This window comes from Streptomyces sp. TG1A-60 (assembly GCF_037201975.1).
GTDB lineage: Bacteria > Actinomycetota > Actinomycetes > Streptomycetales > Streptomycetaceae > Streptomyces.
The window spans coordinates 6,715,827-6,738,694 of record NZ_CP147520.1; the positions used below are offsets into that span (position 1 = coordinate 6,715,827).

The following is a 22,868-nucleotide window of genomic DNA, read 5'->3' on the forward strand; positions in this document are numbered from 1 at the left end:
TTCGTCGAGCCCGTCGGGAACGATGCAGGCTCTGACGGGTGTTGAACACTTCGACCCTACCCGGGGCCGCTTCCCAATCACGTTCGGTGGGTATTCCCCTGGCGTGAGGGAGAGCGCAAGGGTGAAGATCGGACATACCCCGACCGTCTTTGTGATCTAGGGGTTTCAATCGACACCCACCCAGGTAGGGTCTGGAAGCGTCCAGCTCCCCTTGGAGGAGGTGAGGACCGTGGCAGCCCACGACGACGACATGAACCGCGGCATCCGCCCGGGACGAGGGTCCGACGACCCTGCCGGGCAGATTGCCTACCTTGAGCAGGAGATCGCCGTCCTGCGACGCAAGCTCGCCGACTCTCCGCGACACACGAGGATTCTCGAAGAGCGGATCGTCGAACTGCAGACCAATCTGGCCGGCGTGTCCGCACAGAACGAGCGGCTCGCCAACACGCTCCGTGAGGCCCGCGACCAGATCGTGGCCCTCAAGGAAGAAGTCGACCGGCTCGCACAGCCACCGGCCGGCTTCGGTGTCTTCCTCACGGCGAACGAGGACGGCACGGCCGACATCTTCACCGGAGGCCGAAAGCTCCGGGTGAACGTCAGCCCGAGCGTCGACCTGGAAGAGCTGCGGCGCGGCCAGGAAGTGATGCTCAACGAAGCGCTCAACGTGGTCGAGGCCATGGAGTACGAGCGGGTCGGGGACATCGTCACCCTCAAGGAGATCCTCGAGGACGGCGAGCGCGCCCTGGTGCTCGGGCACACCGACGAGGAACGGGTGGTACGGCTCGCCGAGCCGCTGCTGGACGTCACCATCCGCCCCGGCGACGCCCTCCTGCTCGAACCCCGCTCCGGCTACGTCTACGAGGTCGTACCGAAGAGCGAGGTCGAGGAACTCGTCCTCGAAGAAGTCCCGGACATCGGCTACGAGCAGATCGGTGGCCTCGGCAACCAGATCGAGATGATCCGCGACGCGGTCGAGCTCCCCTACCTCTACCCGGACCTGTTCAAGGAGCACGAACTGCGCCCGCCCAAGGGCGTCCTCCTCTACGGGCCCCCAGGATGCGGCAAGACGCTCATCGCCAAGGCCGTCGCCAACTCACTGGCCAAGAAGGTCGCCGAAGTCACCGGCCAGGCCCAGGGCAAGAGCTTCTTCCTCAACATCAAGGGCCCCGAGCTCCTCAACAAGTACGTCGGCGAGACCGAGCGACAGATCCGCCTCGTCTTCCAGCGTGCGAGGGAGAAGGCCAGCGAGGGCACCCCCGTCATCGTCTTCTTCGACGAGATGGAATCCCTCTTCCGCACCCGCGGCTCCGGCGTCAGCTCGGACGTGGAGAACACCATCGTCCCCCAGCTGCTCGCCGAGATCGACGGCGTGGAAGGCCTGCAGAACGTCGTGGTCATCGGCGCCTCCAACCGCGAGGACATGATCGACCCCGCCATCCTGCGCCCCGGCCGCCTCGACGTGAAGATCAAGATCGAGCGTCCGGACGCCGAAGCGGCCAAGGACATCTTCCAGAAGTACCTCACCGAGCGCCTCCCGCTGCACGCGGACGACCTCGGCGAACACGGCGGCTCCAAGGCCACCACCGTCCAGAGCATGATCCAGACGGCAGTGGAACACATGTACACCGAATCCGAGGAGAACCGCTTCCTGGAAGTCACCTACGCCAACGGAGACAAGGAAGTCCTCTACTTCAAGGACTTCAACTCCGGCGCCATGATCGAGAACATCGTCGGCCGCGCCAAGAAGATGGCGATCAAGGACTTCCTAGACAAGAACCAGAAAGGCCTCCGCGTCTCCCACCTCCTCCAGGCATGCGTGGACGAGTTCAAGGAGAACGAGGACCTGCCCAACACCACCAACCCGGACGACTGGGCCCGAATCTCCGGAAAGAAGGGCGAACGGATCGTCTACATCCGTACGCTCATCACCGGAAAGCAAGGCGCTGACACCGGACGCTCCATCGACACCGTGGCGAACACCGGACAGTACCTGTAAAACACAGGGCGGCTGCGGGTGCCCTCGGCGGGTACCCGCAGCCGACTGCTTTTCGGGGCACGGCTGGAGCAAGGCAATGACGCAAATGATCTCCCCACCAGCGCAGAGCCGTTCTAGGCTCTTTCGTACCGCCGAGTCGCGCAGTGCGGGGACGGGCACCGCACACGCACCGGAGCGCCAGCGGTACTTGAGCGGCGTCCCCGACCGAGGACGCCGCCGGGCAAGGAGGGCCGCATGACCGTACGGCGAGTAATGGGCATCGAGACGGAGTACGGGATCTCCGTCCCCGGCCACCCCAATGCCAATGCCATGCTCACCTCGTCCCAGATCGTCAACGCCTACGCCGCGGCGATGCACCGGGCCCGCCGGGCCCGCTGGGACTTCGAGGAGGAGAACCCGCTGCGGGACGCGCGAGGCTTCGACCTCGCTCGCGAGGCCGCCGACTCCAGCCAGCTCACCGACGAGGACATCGGCCTCGCCAATGTCATCCTCACCAACGGCGCGCGGCTCTACGTCGACCACGCACACCCCGAATACAGCGCCCCCGAGGTCACCAACCCCCTGGACGCCGTCCTGTGGGACAAAGCCGGCGAACGCGTCATGGCGGAAGCCGCCGAACGCGCCGCCCAGCTCCCCGGCGCCCAGCCGATCCACCTCTACAAGAACAACACCGACAACAAGGGCGCCTCCTACGGCACACACGAGAACTATCTGATGAAGCGGGAAACCGCTTTCTCGGACATCGTGCGCCACCTCACGCCGTTCTTCGTCTCCCGCCAGGTCTTCGCCGGCGCCGGCCGCGTCGGCATCGGCCAGGACGGCCACGAACACGGCTTCCAGCTCAGTCAGCGCGCCGACTACTTCGAGGTCGAGGTAGGGCTGGAGACCACCCTCAAGCGCCCCATCATCAACACCCGCGACGAGCCCCACGCGGACGCGGAGAAACACCGCCGCCTCCACGTGATCATCGGCGACGCGAACCTCTCGGAGATCTCCACCTACCTGAAGCTGGGCACGACGGCCCTGGTCCTGTCCATGATCGAGGACGGCTTCATCGCCGTCGACCTGGCCGTCGACCAGCCTGTACGGACGTTGCACCAGGTCTCCCACGACCCGTCCCTGCACCACCTCATCACCCTCCGCAGCGGCCGTACCCTGACCGCCGTACAACTCCAGATGGAGTACTACGAGCTGTCGCGCAAATACGTGGAGGAGCGCTTCGGCGCCGACGCCGACGCACAGACCAAGGACGTCCTCACTCGTTGGGAGGACACCCTGAACCGCCTGGAGAACGACCCCATGAGCCTCTCCGGAGAGCTCGACTGGGTCGCCAAGCGGGAACTCATGGAGGGCTACCGGCGCCGCGACGACCTCGACTGGGACGCCGCCCGGCTGCACCTCGTCGACCTCCAGTACGCCGACGTCCGCGCCGAGAAGGGCCTCTACAACCGTCTCGTGGCCCGCGGCAAGATCAAGCGGCTCCTGGACGAGGCGGACGTCGACCGGGCCCGTACGAAGCCGCCGGAGGACACCCGGGCGTACTTCCGCGGGCGCTGTCTGGAGCAGTACGCGGACGACGTCGCGGCGGCCTCCTGGGACTCGGTGATCTTCGATCTTCCGGGCCGGGATTCACTCCAGCGCGTCCCAACCCTCGAACCGCTTCGCGGAACGCGAAATCACGTCAAGGAGCTCCTGGACCGCTGCCGCACGGCAGAAGACCTGGTCAGGGTCCTGTCCGGTAACTGAACCGGGCTTTGATCCGGTTCCGCCGGGCAGGGTGGAAGCAGTGGCGTCCGGGAATCATCGAGGTGGTCCCCGGACGTTGTGGAAACAACGGGGCCAATGTCAGACCCGGCTTGTAGGGTCTGATCATGACCGATCGGCAGGAAAGCCGACCTGCCGACCATGTCGGGCGAACTGAGCGGGGTGAGGGTTATGGCGACCAAGGACACCGGCGGCGGACAGCAGAAGGCCACGCGTTCCACCGAAGAGGTCGAGGAAGCACCCGAGGCGCAGGCTTCGGAGGACCTCAAGGAGCGACAGGAGAAGCTGGGCGACGACGTGGACTCGGTTCTGGACGAAATCGATGACGTGCTTGAAGAGAACGCAGAGGATTTCGTGAGGTCCTTCGTTCAGAAGGGTGGGGAGTGATTTCATCTTTGCGTCAAAGATGAAATCGTGGGATTCGTGAGTGATCGAAGGGTTCGGGATCGCGACGCTGCTCACGGTGCAGGCATTGTCTGTCGGGGACGGCGTTCGCCAGCAACAAGTCCATGACCGACGGTCTCCAGGCGTACTGCCGGGAGTGCTCAGCCGAGTACTACCGGCAGTGCCAGGAGGCCAAAGGGTCCGGCCCAAGGTGCCGGTCCCGCGTGAGCACCAGCGTTGCCCGCAATGCGAACAGGTCAGGCCGCACTCCGAATGGGAGCGCAACAAGACCTCTTCGGACGGCTGGGCCAGCTACCGCCGAACGTGCCGTGCAGAGCGCAACCGGATCAGCTGTTTCAAGCGCAAGTACGTCTCACCGCAACTGGGTTGGACGCGATGGTTGCCGAGCAACAGGGCATCTGTTGCATCTGTCTCGCTGCCCCCGCCGAGCATGTGGATCACTGCCACGAGACGGGTAGGGTCCGAGGCGTACTGTGCTTCAGCCGCAACGCGGCGGGGCAGTTCAAGGATCGGCCCGACGTCATGAGGCGGGCTGCGACATACGTGGAAGGAAACGCGTGGAAGCCAACACTCGTAGCACCGGGCGTCTACCAGCTGCCTTCCTGACGCCTGGGTCGTCGTCCTTCATGGACTTCCTGTCGGACCACCAGCCGGAGCTGTTGCCCGGCAAGCGGCAGCTGCCGCCGACCCAGGGCGTCATCGAGGCCCCGCACGGCACGACGATCGTGGCCGTGACGTTCCCCGGCGGTGTGGTGCTCGCCGGTGACCGCCGGGCCACGATGGGGAACATGATCGCGCAGCGGGACATCGAGAAGGTGTTCCCGGCGGACGAGTACTCGGCGGTGGGCATCGCCGGCACGGCCGGTCTGGCCGTGGAGATGGTGAAGCTGTTCCAGCTGGAGCTGGAGCACTTCGAGAAGGTGGAAGGCGCTCAGCTCTCCCTGGAGGGCAAGGCGAACCGGCTCTCCACGATGATCCGTTCCAACCTGGGCATGGCCATGCAGGGGCTGGCCGTCGTCCCGCTCTTCGCCGGGTTCGATGTGGACCGCGCGAAGGGCCGCATCTTCTCCTACGACGTGACGGGCGGCCGTTCCGAGGAGAGCGGCTACGCGGCCACCGGCTCGGGATCGATCTTCGCGCGCGGTGCCATGAAGAAGCTCTTCCGTGAGGACCTGACCGAGGACCAGGCCACGACTCTCGTGATCCAGGCCCTGTACGACGCGGCAGACGACGACTCGGCGACCGGTGGTCCCGATGTCGCCCGCCGGATCTACCCCATCGTCACAGTGATCACCGAGGACGGCTTCCGCCGGCTCACCGACGAGGAGTCCTCCGGGATCGCGCGTTCGATCCTGGAGCGGCGTCTGGAGCAGCCCGACGGCCCGCGCGCCGCCCTGCTCTAGCCGATCCGGTCGACGGCCTTCTTATCAAGGTGATCCAGTGACTTCGACAGAAAGGGACGGATAACCGGTGTCGACGCCGTTCTATGTCTCACCCCAGCAGGCGATGGCCGACCGGGCGGAGTACGCCCGCAAGGGCATCGCCCGTGGCCGCAGCCTGGTCGTGCTGCAGTATGCCGACGGCATCGTGTTCGTCGGCGAGAACCCGTCCCGCGCGCTGCACAAGTTCAGCGAGATCTACGACCGGATCGGCTTCGCCGCCGCCGGCAAGTACAACGAGTACGAGAACCTGCGGATCGGTGGTGTGCGCTACGCCGATCTCCGTGGTTACACCTACGACCGGGACGATGTGACCGCCCGGGGGCTCGCCAACGTCTACGCCCAGACCCTGGGCACGATCTTCTCGTCGGCGGCGGAGAAGCCGTACGAGGTGGAGTTGGTCGTCGCCGAGGTGGGGGAGACCCCTGAGGGTGACCAGATCTATCGGCTGCCGCATGACGGTTCGATCGTCGACGAGCACGGCTCGGTGGCGGTCGGTGGCAACACCGAGCAGATCAGCGGCTATCTGGACCAGCGTCACCAGGACGGCATGTCCCTGGCGGAGGCTCTGAAGCTGGCCGTGCAGGCCCTGTCCCGCGATACGAACGGCACCCAGCGGGAGATTCCCGCCGAGCGTCTGGAAGTCGCCGTCCTCGACCGTACGCGCCCCCAGAAGCGCAAGTTCAAGCGCATCGTCGGCCGCCAGCTCGACCGCCTCCTGGAGACGGACGGCGCGTCCACGGAGGCCGAGAGCTCCGAGGAGGAGTAGGCAGGCCGAGTGCCCCGCCGCCAGTCCGTAGCGCGCCCCGGCCGGTCCTGGCCGGGGCGCGCGGCGTTGGACCGCCTCACTGCGGCGTGCCTTCCAGGGGGTGCGGGGGGAAGTGACCGTGCGACGAGCCACCCCGCCCGCGGGCGGACGAGCCCCTCAGGGCCCTGGTGGTGCCGTGGACCCCCGGACCACCAGCTCCACGGGAATGTCCCCCTCCGTCGGTGTGCGGCCCTCCAGGACCGCGAGCAGGGCCTCCATGCCCCGCTCCCCGAACCGTTCCGCGTCCAGCCGCACGGTCGTCAGTTCCGGATCGAGTGCCGTGGCTAGGGCCAGGTCGTCGAGCCCGGTCACCGAGACGTCCTCCGGCACGCGCAGCGCCAGCCGCCGCGCGGCCTTGTAGACCCCGGCCGCCAGTTTGTCGTCGTCGCACACCACGGCGGTGGGCCGGGTCCCCGGCGCCGGCTCGCCCAGCGCGGCTTCCGCCGCGGCCAGCGCGCCCTCGATGGAGATCGGCGCGGCGGCCGTGCGCAGGGACGTGTCCGGCACCGAAGCGACCCGTGCCGCCAGTTCCCGTGCGCGTAGGTCGAAGGTCCAGGAGGGTACGTCGGCGGCCAGGTGGAGGAAGCGGCGGTGGCCCAGTGCCAGCAGGTGTTGGGCGACCTGCCGTACGCCGTCCCGGATGTCGAGGTTGACGGTGGCGGCCCCGAGGCTGCCTCGCGGGTCGCTGTCCAGCATCACCAGGGGCAGCTGGTCGCCCCGGATGGCGGTCAGCGCCTCGGCGGCCATCGAGGAGGCGATGACGCCGTCCAGGGCGGCCCGGGCGGAGGCGAAGGGGTCGCGGGCGGGGCCGATGCCCTCGGGCGAGGGATACAGCACCACGCCGAAGCCGTGCCGTTCGGCGACTCGGGCAGCGCCTGTATAGACACCGGCGAAGAATTCCGTCGTCAAGGCCGGTACCACCAGCAGTACGGTCCGGGTGCGGCCGAGGCGGAGGTTGCGGGCGGCGAGGTTGGGTCGGTAGCCGAGTTCGCGTGCGGCTTCCCGTACGCGGTGTGCCGTGGTTTCCGAGACGCGTCCGCGCCATTTGTCGCCGAGGACCAGGGAGACGGCGGCCTGGGAGACGCCGGCTGCCTGGGCGACGTCGCGGCTCGTGGGCCGGGTGCTACCTCGTGCCACCGCGGCGTGCTCCTTCGTCTGGACTCGGGGACTGGGCACATGGTACGTATGACGGAGCACGTTATACGTAACACTTCATCTGTCGAAAAGCAGTTGAGAGGCAGGGCATGGCTGCCGGGTACCTGGAGATCCTCAGAGCGCGGCACGCCGCGCGACTGCTGGCCGGAACGCTCGTGGGCCGGCTGCCGAACGCCACCGCCGCGATCGCGATCGTGCTCTTCGTCCGTGCGGAGGGCGGGACGTACAGCCTCGCGGGCGCGCTGGCGGCGGTGTACGGCGTCGCCAACGCGGCCGGGCAGCCGCTGCTGGGGCGGCTGGTGGATCGTCACGGGCAGCCGCGTGTGCAGTTGCCGGCGGCGGTGGTCTCGGCCCTCGGTATGACCGTCTTCGCCGTGTCGGACCTGGACCGGTTGCCGGTGGCCTATCTCTGCATGGTCGTCGCCGGGCTGTTCACGCCTCCGCTGGAGGGTGGTCTGCGGGCCCTGTGGTCCTCCGTGCTGCGCAGGCAGGAACAGGTGCACACGGCGTACGCGATGGACGCGGTGGCCCAGGAGCTCTTGTTCACTGTCGGGCCGCTGCTGGTGACGCTGTGTGTGTCGCTGTGGTCCGCGTCGGCCGCGCTCGTCGTACTGAACCTCGTCGGGGTGCTCGGTGCCCTGTGGGTGGTCGTCTCGCCGCCCTCGCGCGCCTGGCGTTCCGCCCCGCGCGAGGCGCACTGGCTGGGGGCGCTGCGCTCGCCGGGGCTGCTGGCCCTTCTCGGCGCGTTCCTGTTCGTCGGCATCGCGCTCGGTTCCATCACGGTCGCCGCGCTGTCGTACGCGGACGGTCACGGCGGGGACGCCGTGTACGGCTGGCTGATGGCGGGCGTGGGGCTCGGTGCTCTCGTCGGGGGCACGGTGTACGGGGCGCGGCACTGGCGGGGGGCGCCGGAGCGTCGACTGCAGGTGCTGGTGGCGCTTCTGGCGGTCTGTTATGTGCCGCTGACGCTGCTGCCGGGCCCGGTCGGCATGACGGGGCTCACGACGCTCGCCGGGGTGTTCCTGGCACCGGCCATAGCCTGTGCGTTCGTCCTGGTGGACCGGCATGCGCCGCGTGGCACGGTCACGGAGGCGTTCTCCTGGATCGTGACGACGTTCACGGTCGGTCAGTCGCTCGGTGCCGCCGCCGCGGGGCCCGTGGTGGAGTGGGGCGGCACGCTGTGGGGGTTCGTCGTGCCGGGTGCCGCGGGGGCGGTGTCCCTGCTGGTTCTGCTGGCGACGGGGAGGGTTCTGGCTGGTCCCTCTGAGGGCGCGGTGGTCGCGGTCTCGTCGGAAAATGATCCGAACCGTGCTGTCGAACCTCGTTTCAGCTCGGTGGATCGGGCGTAATGTTCAGTCATGGACCGCCGCATTTTCGGGCTGGAGAACGAGTACGGCGTCACGTGCACGTTCAGGGGACAGCGCCGTCTGTCTCCTGACGAGGTGGCGCGGTACCTCTTCCGCCGTGTCGTGTCATGGGGCCGCAGCAGCAATGTGTTTCTGCGGAACGGGGCCCGCCTCTATCTCGACGTGGGCTCACATCCGGAATACGCGACACCCGAATGTGACAACGTGACCGAACTGGTCACTCACGACAAGGCCGGCGAGCGCATTCTCGAAGGACTGCTGGTCGATGCCGAACGCCGCCTGCACGAGGAGGGAATCGCGGGCGACGTCTATCTCTTCAAGAACAACACGGACTCCGCGGGCAACTCGTATGGTTGCCATGAGAACTATCTGGTGGCGCGGCACGGGGAGTTCTCCCGGCTCGCGGACATCCTCATTCCGTTCCTCGTCACCCGGCAGTTGCTGTGCGGCGCGGGCAAGGTGCTGCAGACCCCGCGTGGTGCGGTGTACTGCGTGAGCCAGCGCGCGGAGCACATCTGGGAGGGCGTCAGCTCGGCGACGACCCGCTCCCGGCCGATCATCAACACCCGTGACGAGCCGCACGCGGACGCCGAGCGGTACCGTCGTCTCCACGTCATCGTGGGCGACTCGAACATGTCCGAGACGACCATGCTGCTCAAGGTCGGTGCCACCGACCTGGTGCTGCGGATGATCGAGGCGGGCACGGTCATGCGTGACCTCACCCTGGAGAACCCGATCCGGGCGATCCGCGAGGTCAGCCATGACATCACCGGCCGCCGCAAGGTGCGGCTGGCCAGCGGCCGTGAGGCCTCCGCGCTGGAGGTGCAGCGCGAGTACTACGAGAAGGCCGTGGACTTCGTCGAGCGCCGCGGCATCCGTACGGGCACCGTCGAGCAGGTCCTGGAGCTGTGGGGCCGCACGCTGGACGCGATCGAGGCGGAGGACCTCGACCGGATCGGCACCGAGATCGACTGGGTGATGAAGTACAAGCTCATCGAGCGGTACCGAGCCAAGCACAACATGACCATGTCGCATCCGCGGGTCGCGCAGATAGACCTCGCTTATCACGACATCCACCGCCGTCGTGGCCTGTACTACCTGCTGGAGAGAAAAGGCCAGGCCGCCCGTATCTGCAACGACTTGAAGATCTTCGAGGGCAAGTCGGTGCCGCCGCAGACCACTCGGGCCCGGCTGCGTGGTGACTTCATCCGGCGTGCCCAGGAACAGCGTCGTGATTTCACGGTCGACTGGGTGCATCTCAAGCTCAACGACCAGGCACAGCGCACGGTGTTGTGCAAGGACCCGTTCCGTTCGGTGGACGACCGGGTGGAGAAGCTGATCGCCGGAATGTGAGCGGAAAATGTTCCGGTCCCTGATTCCCGGAACGCAACGCGGGGCGCCGTACGTTTGCCGTACGGCGCCCTTCTCACGCCGTAGAGTTGCGCGCACGCCATCCGACAAGATCGACCGATACGAGGCCTTCACCGTGCGCCGACGCTCCCTGCTCATCGCTGTTCCCGCTGGACTGGTCACGCTCGCCGCCTGCGGCGACGGCGAGTCCGACTCGGCCAAGGCCTCCAGCAGCCCGTCCGCGTCGGCGAGCGGGGCGAAGCCGCCGAAGATCGTGGACGGTCCGCTGCCCGCCATCACGGACGGTACGAAGTTCGACGAGAAGCCGACCGTGGCCAAGGGCAGCGGTGACCCGTCGAAGAACCTGGCGGTGAAGACGGTCATCGCGGGCACCGGCCGGACGGTCGCCGAGGGTGACTATGTCCAGGCGAACTACCTGGGGCAGATCTGGGCCACGGCCAAGGTCTTCGACAACTCCTACGACCGTAAGACGCCGCTGGTCATCCAGCTCACCCCGCAGGGCATCATCGACGGCTGGCGGTACGGGCTGGCCGGGAAGAAGGCCGGCAGCCGTGTCGAGCTGGCCGTGCCCCCGACCTGGGGTTACGGCACCGAGGGCAACGCCCGGGCGGGCATCAAGGGCACCGACACGCTGGTCTTCGTCGTCGACATCCAGAACACCTTCAACGCCAAGAGCTCCGCCCAGGGCACGAAGGTCGCGCAGGACAACGCGGATCTGCCGAAGGTGGGCACCGACACCGACGGCAAGGCCCCGGCCATCGAGGTGCCGAAGGCCGACCCGCCGGCCGAGCTGGTGGCGAACTACGTCATCGAGGGCGACGGCCCCGAGGTCGGTGCCGAGGACAGTCTGCTGGTGCAGTACAGGGGCGTCATCTGGGACACCGGCAAGGAGTTCGACTCCTCGTACAGCCGGGAGGCGCTGAGCTCGTTCGGGTTGCAGCAGGTCGTCAAGGGCTGGTCGCAGGGCATGACCGGCAAGAAGGTGGGCAGTCGCCTCCTCATCGTCATCCCGCCGAAGCTGGGTTACGGGGACACGCCGCCGAGTGGCAGCGACATCGGGAAGGACTCCACGATGGTGTTCACGGTGGACATCCTCGCGAAGATGTGAGCCCCCGGGATGCGAGACTGTCCCGCGTTGTCTCGTTCGTACACAAGCAGGAGCCTGAAGACGTGAGCATTGAGAAGCCCGAGATCGACTTCCCCGGCGGCGAGCCCCCGAAGGACCTTGAGATCAAGGACATCTGGGTGGGCGACGGCCCGGAGGCCAAGGCGGGCGACACCGTCTCCGTGCACTACGTGGGTGTGGCGTTCTCCACCGGTGAGGAGTTCGACGCGTCCTGGAACCGCGGCACACCGCTGGAGTTCCGGCTCGGCGTCGGCCAGGTCATCTCCGGCTGGGACCAGGGCGTGCAGGGGATGAAGGTCGGCGGTCGCCGTCAGCTGATCATCCCGGCGCACCTCGCGTACGGCGACCGGGGTGCGGGTGGCGGCCGTATCGCCCCCGGCGAGGCGCTGATCTTCGTCTGCGACCTGGTCAAGGTCTGATCGACCGAGGCGGGGTCTGACCGTCGTACCGGATGGTCGTCCGGTCGATCGATCCGCTTGATCGTTGTTCCCTATGGGTCCGGGATCCGTTCGGGCCTGATCACCTGGGGTCCATGCCTGTCCGGGCATGGGCCCTCGGCTTTTGCCGCGACGCTTCGTAGCGGTACGGTCGTGCCGCGGAAACACCCATAGGAAGGGCGTCGATGGCCATTGCCAAGGCCGAGCGGTTGATGAACCTGGCGCTGTGTCTGCTGGGGACGCGCCGGCCGCTCAGCAAGCGGGAGCTGCGGGATTCCATCGAGGCGTATGTCGAGGCCGCCGGCCCGGGCAGCGGCGCAGCGGGCAGTGACGACTCCTTCAACCGCATGTTCGAGCGCGACAAGGACGATCTGCGCGAACTCGGCCTGGTCATCGAGACGGTGGAGAACCTCGACGGCGAGGTCGGCTATCTGGCCCGCCGCGACAGCAACAGCCTCCCGCCCATCACCCTCGACGCCGAGGAGGCCGCGGCCCTCGGTCTCGCCGCGAAGGTCTGGCAGCAGGCCCGCCTCGCCGGTGCCGCGAGCGGCGCCCTGCAGAAGCTGCGCGCGGCCGGGCTGCCCGAGGACGTCCATCCGTACGAGGCCCATGGCGCCCTGGAGCCGCGGATCCCGGTGCACGAGGTCGCCTTCGAGCCGCTGATGCTGGCCTGCCGTGACCGCCGTCCCGTCGTGTTCGAGTATCGCAAGGCCACCGCCGCCCGCCCCGAGACGCGGCATGTGGAGCCGTGGGCCCTCGAGTGCTGGCGCGGCCACTGGTACCTCGCGGGCTGGGATCGCGACCGGGGCGCCGAGCGTGTCTTCCGGCTCTCCCGGATCACGGGCAGGGTCCGCAGCCGGGCCGGTGGCTTCACCGTCGAGATCCCGGACGTCGTCACCGTGCGCGAGACGGTCGCGAGCTGGGCGGGGGAGACCGCCGACCGCTCCGCCCTGATCCGGCTGCGTTCCGGCGCCGGCTACCCGCTGCGGGCGAAGGCCACGACCGTACGGGAACTCGGAGACGGCTGGGACGAGTTGGAGATTCCGTACGGGCACGGTCTGGACGCCTGGCTGGTCGAGTTCGGGCCCGACGTGGTCGTCCTGGAGCCCGCCGAGCTGCGGGCCGACGTGGTGGACCGGCTGCGTGCCGTGGCCAAGGGCTGAGGGGACGTAAGAAAGTGGTGGGAAAACCGGCCCGGCCGGCGAACGCCATCGACCAGACCCGGCGGATGCTCTCCCTGGTGACGTATCTGCGGGAGCGGCCCGGCGCCCGGGTCGAGGATGTCGCGCGCGCTTTCGGGATCACCGAGGACGAGCTGGTCTCGGACCTCGATGTGCTGCCCATGTGCGGAACCAGCTTCCGCGGCGGAGATCTGCTCGACATCGACACCGACGGCGAGCGGATCTGGTGGCACAACCCGGCCGCCCTCGGGGCGGAGGCCGCCGAGCCGCTCAGGCTGGCCGCCGACGAGGCCACGGCCCTGTTGGTGGCCGCCCGCGCGGTGGCCACGCTGCCGGGGCTGCGTGAGAGCGACCGGCAGGCCCTGCTGCGGGCCACCGCCAAGGTCGAGACCGCGGCCGGGGAGGCGGCGGGCGCCAGTTCGCGTCTGTCGGTCACCTTCGAGGCAGAGGGCGGGGTCTTCGCGGACGTCGACCGGGCGATCTCGGAGCGCCGAAGGCTGTGGATCCGCTACTACTCGCCCGCGCGTGACGAGGTCACCGAACGCGAGATCGACCCGATCCGCCTGGTCAGCGTCGGTCACACCTATGTCGAGGCCTGGTGCCGGCGCTCCGAGGCCCGCCGCACCTTCCGGCTCGACCGGGTCGCCGAGATCAAGATCCTGGACGAGCCGTCCGCGCCGCCGGAGATCGAGCTGCGGGATCTGTCGGAGGCCCTGGTGCAGCCCGCGGCCGAGGATCCCGAGGTGGTCGTCGAGGTCGGCCCCGGCGGGCGCTGGGTCGCCGAGTACTACCCGCACGACAGCGCCGAGGAGCTGCCGGACGGCGGGCTGCGCATCAGCCTGCGCACCCCCGACCCCGCATCCCTGCGGCGCCTCGCGCTGCGCCTCGGGCGCGACGGCCGGATCGTCTCCCCCAGGACCTCGCCGACAGTGCCCGCCGCGCGGCCGGCGAGGCCCTGGCGGCCTACGAGGAGATCGCACCGGCGTACTACCAGGAAACGGAGGAGCGAGGGCTGTGAGTGGCGGGTCGGTTGTGTCCGGTGTGAAGTCGGGTGTGCAGGAGATCCAGGAGATGACCGCGGCTGTCGCCTTCGCGGGGATGAAGAGGGCGGTCGACGTGGTGTTCAGGGCCGGCTGCCCCGACTGCCGGGCCCATGTCGAGCTGGGCGCGAGCGCGCTGCGGCTGGCCATCGGCGCCACCAGCAAGACCACCTTCTACTCCTTCACCTGCCCCGAGTGCGGCATCGCCGTCCGCAAGCCGGCCGGCGAGCGGATCGTCGAGCTGCTGACGGGGGGCGGGGTGCGGACCCTGCGGCTGCATTCGCCGGGCTAAGGTCGGCGCATGTTCTGGGCGATGTTCGCGGTAGCTATGGGGTTCGTGGGGCTCGTCGTGCTCGGGGTGCTCGCCGTCCGGGTGTTCCTGGAGGCTCAGCGGCTGGGTCGGCAGGTCGCGGAGTCGGCGGAGCGGATCAACCGGGCGGCGGAGGACCTGGAGCGGGCGACGCTGAGCGCGGCCCGCTCTGCGGACACTCTGTGAGTTTCGGCCGAGGCCCCTGTGAGTTGACCGCCGGGTGCGTTTTGCGCCACTTCGCCCTGTCACCTTCATACCTTCGGCAGGTACGCTGCCTGTCGCGGCACGGAGAACGAGGCCCGGGTCGCGAATTGGGAGTACGCACAGGGATTGCCTCGCAATCACCCCTGAGCGTTACGATCGCTGCCAGCACGATCGGTCGGACACTTGGCCGACCAGTCGGACAGCCCCCACCCGCCGCCTCGGTGAGAAGGTAAAAGCATATGTTCGGAAGGCTCGGCCCCACCGAGATCATTCTCATCCTCGTCGTCATCATCCTGCTCTTCGGTGCGAAGAAGCTTCCGGACATGGCGCGTTCGCTCGGCAAGTCCGCGCGCATCCTCAAGAGCGAGGCCAAGGCGATGAAGTCCGAGGGCCAGGACAACACCACCGCCGCGTCCGCGCCTCCGCATGACGAGGCCGCGCCGGTTCAGCGCACCATCCAGGCCGCCCCCGGCGATGTGACCAGCTCCCGCCCGGTCGCCGAGCCGACGGACACGACCAAGCGCTGACGCAGGGCCGGTGACCTCCGGCCCGCCGCACGAGATGGGAACGTGGGTTGCTCAAGTCTGCCCGCAACAACGAGAAGGATCCCGAGGGGCGGATGCCCCTCGTGGAGCACCTTCGCGAGCTCCGTAACCGGCTGGGCAAAGCGATGCTGGCCATCATGCTGGCCGCAGTGGTGGGTCTGGTCTTCTACCAGGAGATCATCAACTTCCTCACCCGGCCCGTCCAGGAGTCCGTCGGCTGCACGCGGGCGTTCACGGAGCTCGCCAAAGAGAGGGATGGGGCCTGCGGCAACATCACGATGTCGGGTCTGATGGGTCCGTTCACGTTGATGATCAAGGTGTCCCTCACGGCCGGTGTGGTCATCGCCAGCCCCGTCTGGCTCTATCAGCTCTGGGCGTTCATCGCGCCCGGCCTGCACCGGCACGAGAAGCGCTACTCGATGGCCTTCGTCGCGGCGGGCTTCCCCCTCTTCATGACGGGCGCCTACTTCTCGTACCACGTGCTGCCCGCGGCTGCCGAGGTCCTGCTCGACTTCACTCCCGACAGCGCGGTCAACCTGCTGCCCTTGGATGAGTTGCTGGACCTCGTGACCCGCATGGTGATCGTCTTCGGGCTCGCCTTCGAGTTGCCGCTCGTGCTGGTCATGATGAACATGACCGGCATGGTCACCGGGCGCCGGATGCTGGGCTGGTGGCGGGGCATGATCATGGGCGTCACCGTGTTCGCCGCCTTCGCCACGCCGACGGTCGACCCGGTGTCGATGATCGCGCTCGCCGTGCCGATCATCCTGCTGTACTTCGCCGCCACCGCGTTCGCCCTGTTGAACGACCGCCGCAGGCGGCACCTTGAGGCGCTGGGGCCCGCCGACGACGAGGCCTCCGAGCTGGACCTCACCCCCGAGGACGTCGGCGAGGTCGAGGCCGTGTCGGCGCACCGCGCGCTGCCGTCACCCTCACCCTCACCGGAGACCGAACGTGACCGGATCAACGGCTACGACGACGTGACCTGAGCCGCCGCACACGCCGCGGCGTGACGGGACGACGCCAGTGGGCCCCACCGATGGCCTCGGTGGGGCCCACTGCCGTCGTCACGACTCCGGCTCGCGGGGCAGACCCCCTCGCCCCCGCCTTCCGGAAGCACGATCCGGATAATGATCGTCCTGTTGTCAGTGGGGGCCGGTAGTCTCGAAAGCACGATGACAGAGGATCTCTCACCGGCCGAGCGTTACGCGGCAGCACGTAGGCGCGCTGCCGAGCAGGCCACCGCGCTCGCGTCCTTCCGCGAGATGTACGACTTCGGTCTCGACCCCTTCCAGATCGAGGCCTGCCAGGCGCTCGAGGCGGGCAAGGGCGTCCTCGTGGCCGCCCCCACCGGCTCGGGCAAGACGATCGTCGGCGAGTTCGCCGTGCACCTCGCCCTCCAGCAGGGCAGGAAATGCTTCTACACGACACCCATCAAGGCGCTGTCGAACCAGAAGTACGCCGACCTGTGCCGCCGTTACGGCGCCGAGAGAGTCGGCCTGCTCACCGGCGACAACAGCGTCAACTCCGACGCCCCCGTGGTCGTGATGACCACCGAGGTGCTGCGGAACATGCTGTACGCGGGTTCCCGGACCCTCCTCGGCCTCGGCCACGTGGTCATGGACGAGGTGCACTACCTCTCCGACCGCTTCCGCGGCGCCGTCTGGGAAGAGGTGATCATCCACCTCCCCGAGTCGGTCACCCTTGTCTCCCTGTCGGCCACCGTGTCGAACGCGGAGGAGTTCGGAGACTGGCTGGACACCGTACGCGGCGACACCCAGGTGATCGTCTCCGAGCACCGGCCCGTGCCGCTGTTCCAGCACGTGCTCGCCGGACGGCGGATGTACGACCTCTTCGAGGAGGGCGAGGGCCACAAGAAGGCCGTCAACCCCGACCTCACGCGCATGGCGCGCATGGAGGCCAGCCGCCCCTCCTACCAGGACCGCAGACGAGGCCGCGCCATGCGCGAGGCCGACCGTGAGCGCGAGCGCCGACAGCGCTCTCGCATTTGGATCCCGAGCCGCCCCGAAGTCATCGAACGGCTCGACTCCGAAGGCCTGTTGCCCGCCATCACCTTCATCTTCAGCCGCGCCGCCTGCGAGGCGGCCGTCCAGCAGTGCCTGCACGCCGGACTCCGACTGAACAACGACGACGGCCGGCACAGGGTGCGCGCCCTGGTCGAGGAGCGCACGGCCTCGATCCCGCGGGAGGACCTCCACGTCCTCGGCTACTACGAGTGGTTGGAGGGCCTGGAGCGCGGTATCGCGGCCCACCACGCGGGCATGCTGCCGACGTTCAAGGAAGTCGTCGAGGAACTGTTCGTACGCGGCCTGGTCAAGGCCGTGTTCGCCACCGAGACCCTCGCCCTCGGCATCAACATGCCCGCGCGCTCGGTGGTGTTGGAGAAGCTCGTCAAGTGGAACGGCGAACAGCACGCCGACATCACCCCCGGCGAGTACACCCAGCTGACGGGGCGTGCGGGCCGGCGAGGCATCGACGTCGAGGGCCACGCCGTGGTGCTCTGGCAGCGGGGCATGAACCCCGACCACCTCGCCGGACTCGCGGGCACCCGTACGTATCCGCTGCGCTCCAGCTTCAAGCCGTCGTACAACATGGCGGTCAACCTGGTCGAGCAGTTCGGCCGGCACCGCTCGCGCGAGCTCCTGGAGACGTCCTTCGCGCAGTTCCAGGCCGACAAGTCGGTCGTCGGGATCTCCCGGCAGGTGCAGCGCAACGAGGAGGGGCTGGAGGGCTATCAGCAGTCCATGACCTGCCACCTCGGGGACTTCGAGGAGTACGCGCGCCTCAGGCGGGAGCTGAAGGACCGAGAGACCGAGCTGGCCAAGCAGGGCGCGGCCCAGCGGCGCGCCGAGGCGGCCGTCGCGCTGGAGAAGCTGAAGCCCGGTGACGTGATCCATGTGCCGACCGGCAAGTACGCGGGCCTGGCGCTGGTGCTGGACCCGGGGTTGCCCGCCGGGCGGTCCAACGGCCACCGGGGGTTCGAGTACCACGACGGCCCCCGTCCGCTGGTGCTGACCGCCGAGCGGCAGGTCAAGCGGCTGGCGTCCATGGACTTCCCGGTGCCGGTCGAGGCGCTGGAGCGGATGCGGATCCCTAAGTCCTTCAACCCGCGCTCGCCCCAGTCCCGCCGGGACCTGGCCTCCGCGCTGCGCACCAAGGCCGGGCACCTGGTGCCGGACCGGCACCGCAAGCGGCGGGCCGCCGCCGCCGACGACCGGGAGATCGCCCGGCTGCGCGCCGAGCTGCGCGCCCATCCGTGCCACGGGTGCGACGACCGCGAGGACCACGCCCGTTGGGCCGAGCGCTACCACCGGCTCAAGCGGGACACCGCCCAGCTGGAACGGCGCATCGAGGGCCGCACCAACACGATCGCGCGGACCTTCGACCGTATCGTCGCCCTGCTGACCGAGCTGGACTACCTGCGCGGCGACGAGGTCACCGAGCACGGCAAGCGGCTCGCGCGGCTCTACGGCGAGCTGGATCTCCTCGCCAGTGAGTGCCTGCGGGCCGGCGTCTGGGAAGGGCTCGGGCCCGCCGAACTCGCCGCGTGCGTCTCGGCCCTGGTCTACGAGGCCCGGGTCGGCGACGACGCGATGGCGCCGAAGCTGCCGTCCGGCAACGCCAAGGCCGCGCTAAGCGAGATGGTGCGGATCTGGGGGCGGCTGGACGCTCTGGAGGAGGAGTTCCGGATCACACAGAGCGAAGGGGTCGGGCAGCGGGAGCCGGACCTCGGCTTCGCCTGGGCCGCGTACATGTGGGCCTCGGGCAAGGGGCTCGACGAGGTGCTGCGCGAGGCGGAGATGCCGGCGGGTGACTTCGTGCGGTGGTGCAAGCAGGTGATCGACGTGCTGGGGCAGATCTCGGCGGCGGCTCCGGCCGGGTCGACCGTGGGGAAGAGCGCACGGAAGGCGGTTGACGGGCTGCTGAGGGGGGTTGTGGCTTACTCGTCGGTCGGGTAGGTCCCACGCTTCCCGCGCCCCTGAGGAACCAGGACGGTCAGTGCCGTCCCCGCCTCCACCCGGGTGCCCGGCCCCGGTGAACTCACGGCGGCCACCCAGGCCGCCCTCTCCGCCGCGACGGCGGCCTGCTGCCGGGCTCTGCGCTCCGTTCCACGGTCACGCCCGTCGCTCGCGTACGCCGGCGCACTCCTCGCCCGGGACGGTGCCCCCACCGAGGACCGCCTGCGGGAGCTGTGCCGGAGCCCACGTCGGCCTCCTGTCGGGCGAGCCCGCACAGCCTCGGGGCGCGCTCGCGAGAGCGAGCTGGAGCCGCGCCCCCGGCACGCCGCCCCCGACGCTGATTCACCCTGTCAAATGGCCCTTTCCGCACGCCCGTACGTCGTCACGCACTGTGTGCGAATGACGTCCCAGTGTGTAAATGAACAGAGCGTACTCCTGTCGCGAGGGTGATTTCAGGCGGTTGCTGAATATGACACAGCGATGATCCGGTCGGACTAAGCTCGCCCGCAGCGCACCGAGTTGGGGTGTATTCGTGCGCTTGTTCCAAAAAATACCGAAGATTCAGTTTGAGTCGCGGATGAATCCCAGCAACCCCCAGCAACTCCCCGCAAGTCCCCGACCTCCAGCCGATCCGTCTACAGAGGGCATACATGGTGAGTGTTCAATCGCCTCCCGGTGGCCGTGACCTTCCTTACGCGCGCGTGCTGCCGCTACCGGCGATACTGATGGCCGCGGCGACCGGGACCACCGTCTTCCTGGTGACGGGGACGGCCCGGCTCGCCGTCGGCTTGTGCGGAGCCGTCGCGACGCTCCTGCTGATCGCCGTCGCGGTCCTCGCACTGCGTGGCGGCCGTCGTGCGGTCCGTGAACTGCGCGCCGAACACCAGTGCCGGACCGCTCTTTTCGAACAGCGGATCGCCGCTCACGACCAGGAATTCAACCGGTTGGGCAAGGAGATCCTGCCCGCCGCGCTGTACCGGCTCCGCGGCGGAGAATCCCCCCGAGAGGTGATTCGCAATGTCGTCGACGGCGACGCGGAGTGGCACGAACTCCCCGAGTCCCAGCGCTACTTGCTACGCACCGTGCTCACCATCATCGACCGCGAGGAAGCGCTGCGCGACTCCTCGCAGCGGTCCTTCGTCAACATCGCCCGGCGCGTCCAGGCGATCGTGCACCAGCAGAACAAGGAACTGCGGGAGATGGAGGAGGACCACGGGCGCAACCCCGAGGTCTTCGACGACCTGCTGCGCATCGACCACGGCACCGCGCTGATCGGCCGACTCGCCGACTCCATCGCCGTCCTCGGCGGCGGTCGCCCCGGCCGTGTGTGGCCCAAGCCCGTCCCGCTGTACAGCGTGCTGCGCGGCGCCATGTCCCGCATCCTGGAGTACCGCCGTATCGAGCTCGACTCGATCGCCAAGGTCAACGTCGACGGCGTAGCCGTCGAACCGGTCATCCACGCCTGCGCGGAACTCCTGGACAACGCCACGCGCTACTCGCCGCCGCACACCAAGGTGCACGTCACCGCAGTGGAGGTGCAGACCGGCATCGCCATCGAGATCGAGGACGGCGGCATCAGCCTCAGCGAGGAGTCCCGCGCCAAGGTCGAGGACATGCTCGCCAAGGCCCAGCAGGGCATGGACATGCAGGACATCGGCGACAGTCCGCGCCTCGGTCTCGCCGTCGTGGGCCGGCTGTCGACGATGTACAAGATGCAGATCTCGCTGCGGCCCTCCGCCTACGGCGGCGTCCGCGCGGTCGTCGTCGTCCCCCGCAACATGCTCACCGAAGAGCCCGCACCCGGTCTCGCCCACGGTATCGGCGCCGCCGCCGTGCCGACCATGGACACCGGCGGCGTCGAGGGGCCCAACCGCAAGCCCAAGCGTCGCCGCCCGACCACCGGACCGCGGATCCCGAACTCCGCGGAGGACATGGGCACGGGCAGGGAGGACGACGTCCCCGTCGTCACCGAGTGGACGGCCAACGGCCTTCCGCAGCGCCGCAGCCGGTCGACGATCCCGCTCAGTCAGCGCTACGCCGAGGCCGCCGCGGCGGAGGCCGCCGCCGAGGCCGCCATGGCCGCCGCACCCGTGTGGGAGCCGGAGCCCGAACCGGAGAAGGAGCTGCCCCCGCCCGGCATGTGGGTCGAGGCGTTCATGGCCGGGTTCAAGGGCGACCCCGACCCGAACGCGTTCAAGGCCCCGGACGACTCGACGGCGTCCACCGCTCTCACCGCGAACACCGAGCCGGCCCGCACGGAGGCCGACGACGAGGGGGACCTCAAGTGATCCAGCAACGAGCCAACTTCGACTGGATGCTGAAGGATCTGGCCGACGGAGTACCCGGTATCCAGCAGATCGTCGTGCTCTCCGCCGACGGCCTGCGCATCGCCCGCCACGGTGGCGACCCCGACGCCGCCGACCGGGTCGCCGCGGCCTGCGCGGGACTGCAGAGCCTGGCCGGCGCCGTAGCCGGCGAGATCCCGCAGAGCGACGGCCACATGCGCATGGTCATCATCGAGATCAACGGCGGCTACTTCTACCTGATGGCCGCCGGCCCCAACGCCTATCTCGCGGTGCTCGCCAACGAGATCGCCGAGCCCGGACTGATGAGCAACCGCATGCGTGACCTCGTCGACCGGATCGGCTCCCACCTCACCAGTCCGCCGCGGCGGAACGGGCAGACCGTATGACGCCTCCGCAACGCCAGCGGCGCCAACCCAAGCACGAGCCACCGTCCCCGGCGCCCCGGGAAAGCACCGGGGACGGAACGGGGGAGCGCCCCCCCGAGCGGCTCTACATCCTCACCGGCGAGGACGGCGAGAGGGCACCGATCGACCTCGTCACATTGATCGTGGCGCGCGCGGATCCGCCACCCTCCGCCGCTCCGGAGCAGTCGGCGCTGCTCCGGATCTGTCAGGCACCCCTGTCCGTGGCCGAGATCTCGGCCTATCTCAACCTGCCGATCAGCGTGGTGACCGCCCTGCTCACCGAGCTGCTGACGGCCGAACTGGTACAGGCGCGCGCACCGGTCGTCCGGCAGGCGCGGGCAGACCGTTCCCTCCTCGAGGCGGTGATGCATGGACTTCAAAAGCTCTGACACCATCACGGGTCCACGGACCGAGGACCACCTGCCGCAGAGCGCGCAAGCCGCGGCGAAGATCGTGATCGTGGGCGGTTTCGGCGTCGGCAAGACGACCATGGTCGGGTCCGTCAGCGAGATCAGGCCGCTGACGACCGAGGAGACCATGACGCAGGCCGGCGTCGGAGTCGACGACAACTTCGGCTCCAAGTCCAAGACGGCCACCACCGTGGCCATGGACTTCGGCCGCATCAGCATCACGGACGAGCTGGTGCTCTACCTGTTCGGCACCCCCGGCCAGGAGCGCTTCTGGTTCCTGTGGAACGGCCTGTTCGAAGGTGCTCTCGGCGCGGTCGTCCTGGTCGACACCCGGCGGCTGGAGGTCAGCTTCGACGTCATGGACCGCCTGGAGGAGCGCAACGTGCCCTTCGTCGTGGCGGTCAACGACTTCCCCGACGCCCCCGGCTACGAGATCGAGGAACTGCGCCAGGCGCTCGACCTGGCCGAGGAGATCCCGATCATCCGCTGCGACGCGCGGCGCAGGGCGTCCAGCCGGGACGTCCTGATGACCCTCATGCGCTTCCTGCACTCCCTGACGATGTCGGGGGCGGCGTCGGCATGAGCCCCGTGTGAGCCACCCGCGCGTCCCGGACGCGCCC

General features: G+C 68.7%; 21 protein-coding genes and 1 pseudogene. 21 read left to right on the forward strand and 1 reads right to left on the reverse strand.

Annotation, left to right across the window (positions count from 1 at the left end; translation table 11 throughout):
- Positions 1-229 precede the first annotated feature (229 nt).
- The 6 genes from arc (at position 230) to prcA (ending at position 6,373) form a co-directional block, all read left to right on the forward strand.
- Positions 230-1,996 carry a proteasome ATPase gene (gene arc / locus WBG99_RS29375; protein ID WP_338899185.1) on the forward strand — a complete coding sequence of 589 codons (1,767 nt, stop codon included), beginning with the start codon at positions 230-232 and terminating at the stop codon, positions 1,994-1,996.
- A 234-nt stretch (positions 1,997-2,230) separates the two neighbouring features.
- Positions 2,231-3,742, forward strand: a complete 1,512-nt coding sequence (gene dop, locus WBG99_RS29380) for a depupylase/deamidase Dop (protein WP_338899186.1) — start codon at positions 2,231-2,233, stop codon at positions 3,740-3,742.
- A gap of 189 nt (positions 3,743-3,931) precedes the next feature.
- Positions 3,932-4,147 (forward strand): ubiquitin-like protein Pup, encoded by a 216-nt coding sequence (locus WBG99_RS29385; protein WP_338899187.1) that lies wholly within the window; start codon positions 3,932-3,934, stop codon positions 4,145-4,147.
- A 393-nt stretch (positions 4,148-4,540) separates the two neighbouring features.
- Positions 4,541-4,771: an endonuclease domain-containing protein gene (locus WBG99_RS29390; RefSeq protein WP_338899188.1), complete on the forward strand. Its 231-nt coding sequence runs from the start codon at positions 4,541-4,543 to the stop codon at positions 4,769-4,771.
- Positions 4,723-5,568 (forward strand): proteasome subunit beta, encoded by an 846-nt coding sequence (gene prcB / locus WBG99_RS29395; protein ID WP_338899189.1) that lies wholly within the window; start codon positions 4,723-4,725, stop codon positions 5,566-5,568. Before WBG99_RS29390 ends, prcB begins: the two co-directional genes overlap by 49 nt.
- 67 nt (positions 5,569-5,635) lie before the next feature.
- Complete coding sequence (gene prcA / locus WBG99_RS29400; RefSeq protein WP_338899190.1) at positions 5,636-6,373, forward strand: proteasome subunit alpha; 738 nt, start codon at positions 5,636-5,638, stop codon at positions 6,371-6,373.
- A 156-nt stretch (positions 6,374-6,529) separates the two neighbouring features.
- Here the strand turns inward: prcA and WBG99_RS29405 are convergent, their stop codons facing one another.
- On the reverse strand, positions 6,530-7,549 hold the full coding sequence (locus tag WBG99_RS29405; protein WP_338899191.1) for a LacI family DNA-binding transcriptional regulator: 1,020 nt from the start codon (positions 7,547-7,549) through the stop codon (positions 6,530-6,532).
- A 107-nt stretch (positions 7,550-7,656) separates the two neighbouring features.
- Here WBG99_RS29405 and WBG99_RS29410 point away from each other — a divergent pair, with 107 nt between their 5' ends.
- The 15 genes and pseudogenes from WBG99_RS29410 (at position 7,657) to WBG99_RS29480 (ending at position 22,831) form a co-directional block, all read left to right on the forward strand.
- Entirely contained in the window at positions 7,657-8,916 is a 1,260-nt protein-coding gene (locus tag WBG99_RS29410) for an MFS transporter (protein ID WP_338899192.1), read from the forward strand.
- Between the two features lie 9 nt (positions 8,917-8,925).
- Positions 8,926-10,287 carry a Pup--protein ligase gene (gene pafA, locus WBG99_RS29415; protein ID WP_033531667.1) on the forward strand — a complete coding sequence of 454 codons (1,362 nt, stop codon included), beginning with the start codon at positions 8,926-8,928 and terminating at the stop codon, positions 10,285-10,287.
- 133 nt (positions 10,288-10,420) lie between these two features.
- Positions 10,421-11,413: an FKBP-type peptidyl-prolyl cis-trans isomerase gene (locus WBG99_RS29420; protein ID WP_338899193.1), complete on the forward strand. Its 993-nt coding sequence runs from the start codon at positions 10,421-10,423 to the stop codon at positions 11,411-11,413.
- Between the two features lie 62 nt (positions 11,414-11,475).
- The gene (locus tag WBG99_RS29425) at positions 11,476-11,850 is read left to right on the forward strand and encodes an FKBP-type peptidyl-prolyl cis-trans isomerase (protein ID WP_338899194.1); all 375 of its coding nucleotides are present in this window, start codon (positions 11,476-11,478) and stop codon (positions 11,848-11,850) included.
- A 203-nt stretch (positions 11,851-12,053) separates the two neighbouring features.
- Entirely contained in the window at positions 12,054-13,031 is a 978-nt protein-coding gene (locus WBG99_RS29430; protein WP_338899195.1) for a WYL domain-containing protein, read from the forward strand.
- 14 nt (positions 13,032-13,045) lie between these two features.
- Positions 13,046-14,067 (forward strand): annotated as a pseudogene (locus tag WBG99_RS29435) (WYL domain-containing protein).
- 53 nt (positions 14,068-14,120) lie between these two features.
- Entirely contained in the window at positions 14,121-14,381 is a 261-nt protein-coding gene (locus WBG99_RS29440; protein WP_338900524.1) for a hypothetical protein, read from the forward strand.
- 9 nt (positions 14,382-14,390) lie between these two features.
- Positions 14,391-14,585: a hypothetical protein gene (locus WBG99_RS29445; protein ID WP_338899196.1), complete on the forward strand. Its 195-nt coding sequence runs from the start codon at positions 14,391-14,393 to the stop codon at positions 14,583-14,585.
- Between the two features lie 257 nt (positions 14,586-14,842).
- Complete coding sequence (gene tatA, locus WBG99_RS29450) at positions 14,843-15,130, forward strand: Sec-independent protein translocase subunit TatA (RefSeq protein ID WP_338899197.1); 288 nt, start codon at positions 14,843-14,845, stop codon at positions 15,128-15,130.
- A 47-nt stretch (positions 15,131-15,177) separates the two neighbouring features.
- Positions 15,178-16,137, forward strand: a complete 960-nt coding sequence (gene tatC, locus WBG99_RS29455) for a twin-arginine translocase subunit TatC (RefSeq protein ID WP_338899198.1) — start codon at positions 15,178-15,180, stop codon at positions 16,135-16,137.
- Positions 16,138-16,278: 141 nt separating this feature from the next.
- Positions 16,279-19,128 (forward strand): DEAD/DEAH box helicase, encoded by a 2,850-nt coding sequence (locus WBG99_RS29460; protein WP_338899199.1) that lies wholly within the window; start codon positions 16,279-16,281, stop codon positions 19,126-19,128.
- 650 nt (positions 19,129-19,778) lie between these two features.
- Positions 19,779-21,416, forward strand: coding sequence for an ATP-binding protein (locus WBG99_RS29465; RefSeq protein WP_338899200.1), 1,638 nt, complete (start codon positions 19,779-19,781; stop codon positions 21,414-21,416).
- Complete coding sequence (locus tag WBG99_RS29470) at positions 21,413-21,820, forward strand: roadblock/LC7 domain-containing protein (protein ID WP_338899201.1); 408 nt, start codon at positions 21,413-21,415, stop codon at positions 21,818-21,820. Before WBG99_RS29465 ends, WBG99_RS29470 begins: the two co-directional genes overlap by 4 nt.
- On the forward strand, positions 21,817-22,227 hold the full coding sequence (locus WBG99_RS29475) for a DUF742 domain-containing protein (protein ID WP_338899202.1): 411 nt from the start codon (positions 21,817-21,819) through the stop codon (positions 22,225-22,227). The genes WBG99_RS29470 and WBG99_RS29475 overlap by 4 nt, the downstream gene beginning before the upstream one ends.
- Positions 22,208-22,831, forward strand: a complete 624-nt coding sequence (locus tag WBG99_RS29480; protein WP_338899203.1) for an ATP/GTP-binding protein — start codon at positions 22,208-22,210, stop codon at positions 22,829-22,831. Before WBG99_RS29475 ends, WBG99_RS29480 begins: the two co-directional genes overlap by 20 nt.
- Positions 22,832-22,868: the final 37 nt, after the last annotated feature.

What these genes read in the sequence shown, in the direction of transcription:
- dop (WP_338899186.1), top strand. Translation starts at nt 2,231, where the DNA reads ATGACCGTACGGCGAGTAATGGGCATCGAGACGGAGTACGGGATCTCC.
- WBG99_RS29385 (WP_338899187.1), top strand. Translation starts at nt 3,932, where the DNA reads ATGGCGACCAAGGACACCGGCGGCGGACAGCAGAAGGCCACGCGTTCC.
- WBG99_RS29390 (WP_338899188.1), top strand. Translation starts at nt 4,541, where the DNA reads ATGGTTGCCGAGCAACAGGGCATCTGTTGCATCTGTCTCGCTGCCCCC.
- WBG99_RS29410 (WP_338899192.1), top strand. Translation starts at nt 7,657, where the DNA reads ATGGCTGCCGGGTACCTGGAGATCCTCAGAGCGCGGCACGCCGCGCGA.
- pafA (WP_033531667.1), top strand. Translation starts at nt 8,926, where the DNA reads ATGGACCGCCGCATTTTCGGGCTGGAGAACGAGTACGGCGTCACGTGC.
- WBG99_RS29430 (WP_338899195.1), top strand. Translation starts at nt 12,054, where the DNA reads ATGGCCATTGCCAAGGCCGAGCGGTTGATGAACCTGGCGCTGTGTCTG.
- WBG99_RS29440 (WP_338900524.1), top strand. Translation starts at nt 14,121, where the DNA reads ATGACCGCGGCTGTCGCCTTCGCGGGGATGAAGAGGGCGGTCGACGTG.
- WBG99_RS29445 (WP_338899196.1), top strand. Translation starts at nt 14,391, where the DNA reads ATGTTCTGGGCGATGTTCGCGGTAGCTATGGGGTTCGTGGGGCTCGTC.
- tatA (WP_338899197.1), top strand. Translation starts at nt 14,843, where the DNA reads ATGTTCGGAAGGCTCGGCCCCACCGAGATCATTCTCATCCTCGTCGTC.
- WBG99_RS29460 (WP_338899199.1), top strand. Translation starts at nt 16,279, where the DNA reads ATGATCGTCCTGTTGTCAGTGGGGGCCGGTAGTCTCGAAAGCACGATG.
- WBG99_RS29465 (WP_338899200.1), top strand. Translation starts at nt 19,779, where the DNA reads ATGGTGAGTGTTCAATCGCCTCCCGGTGGCCGTGACCTTCCTTACGCG.
- WBG99_RS29475 (WP_338899202.1), top strand. Translation starts at nt 21,817, where the DNA reads ATGACGCCTCCGCAACGCCAGCGGCGCCAACCCAAGCACGAGCCACCG.
- WBG99_RS29480 (WP_338899203.1), top strand. Translation starts at nt 22,208, where the DNA reads ATGGACTTCAAAAGCTCTGACACCATCACGGGTCCACGGACCGAGGAC.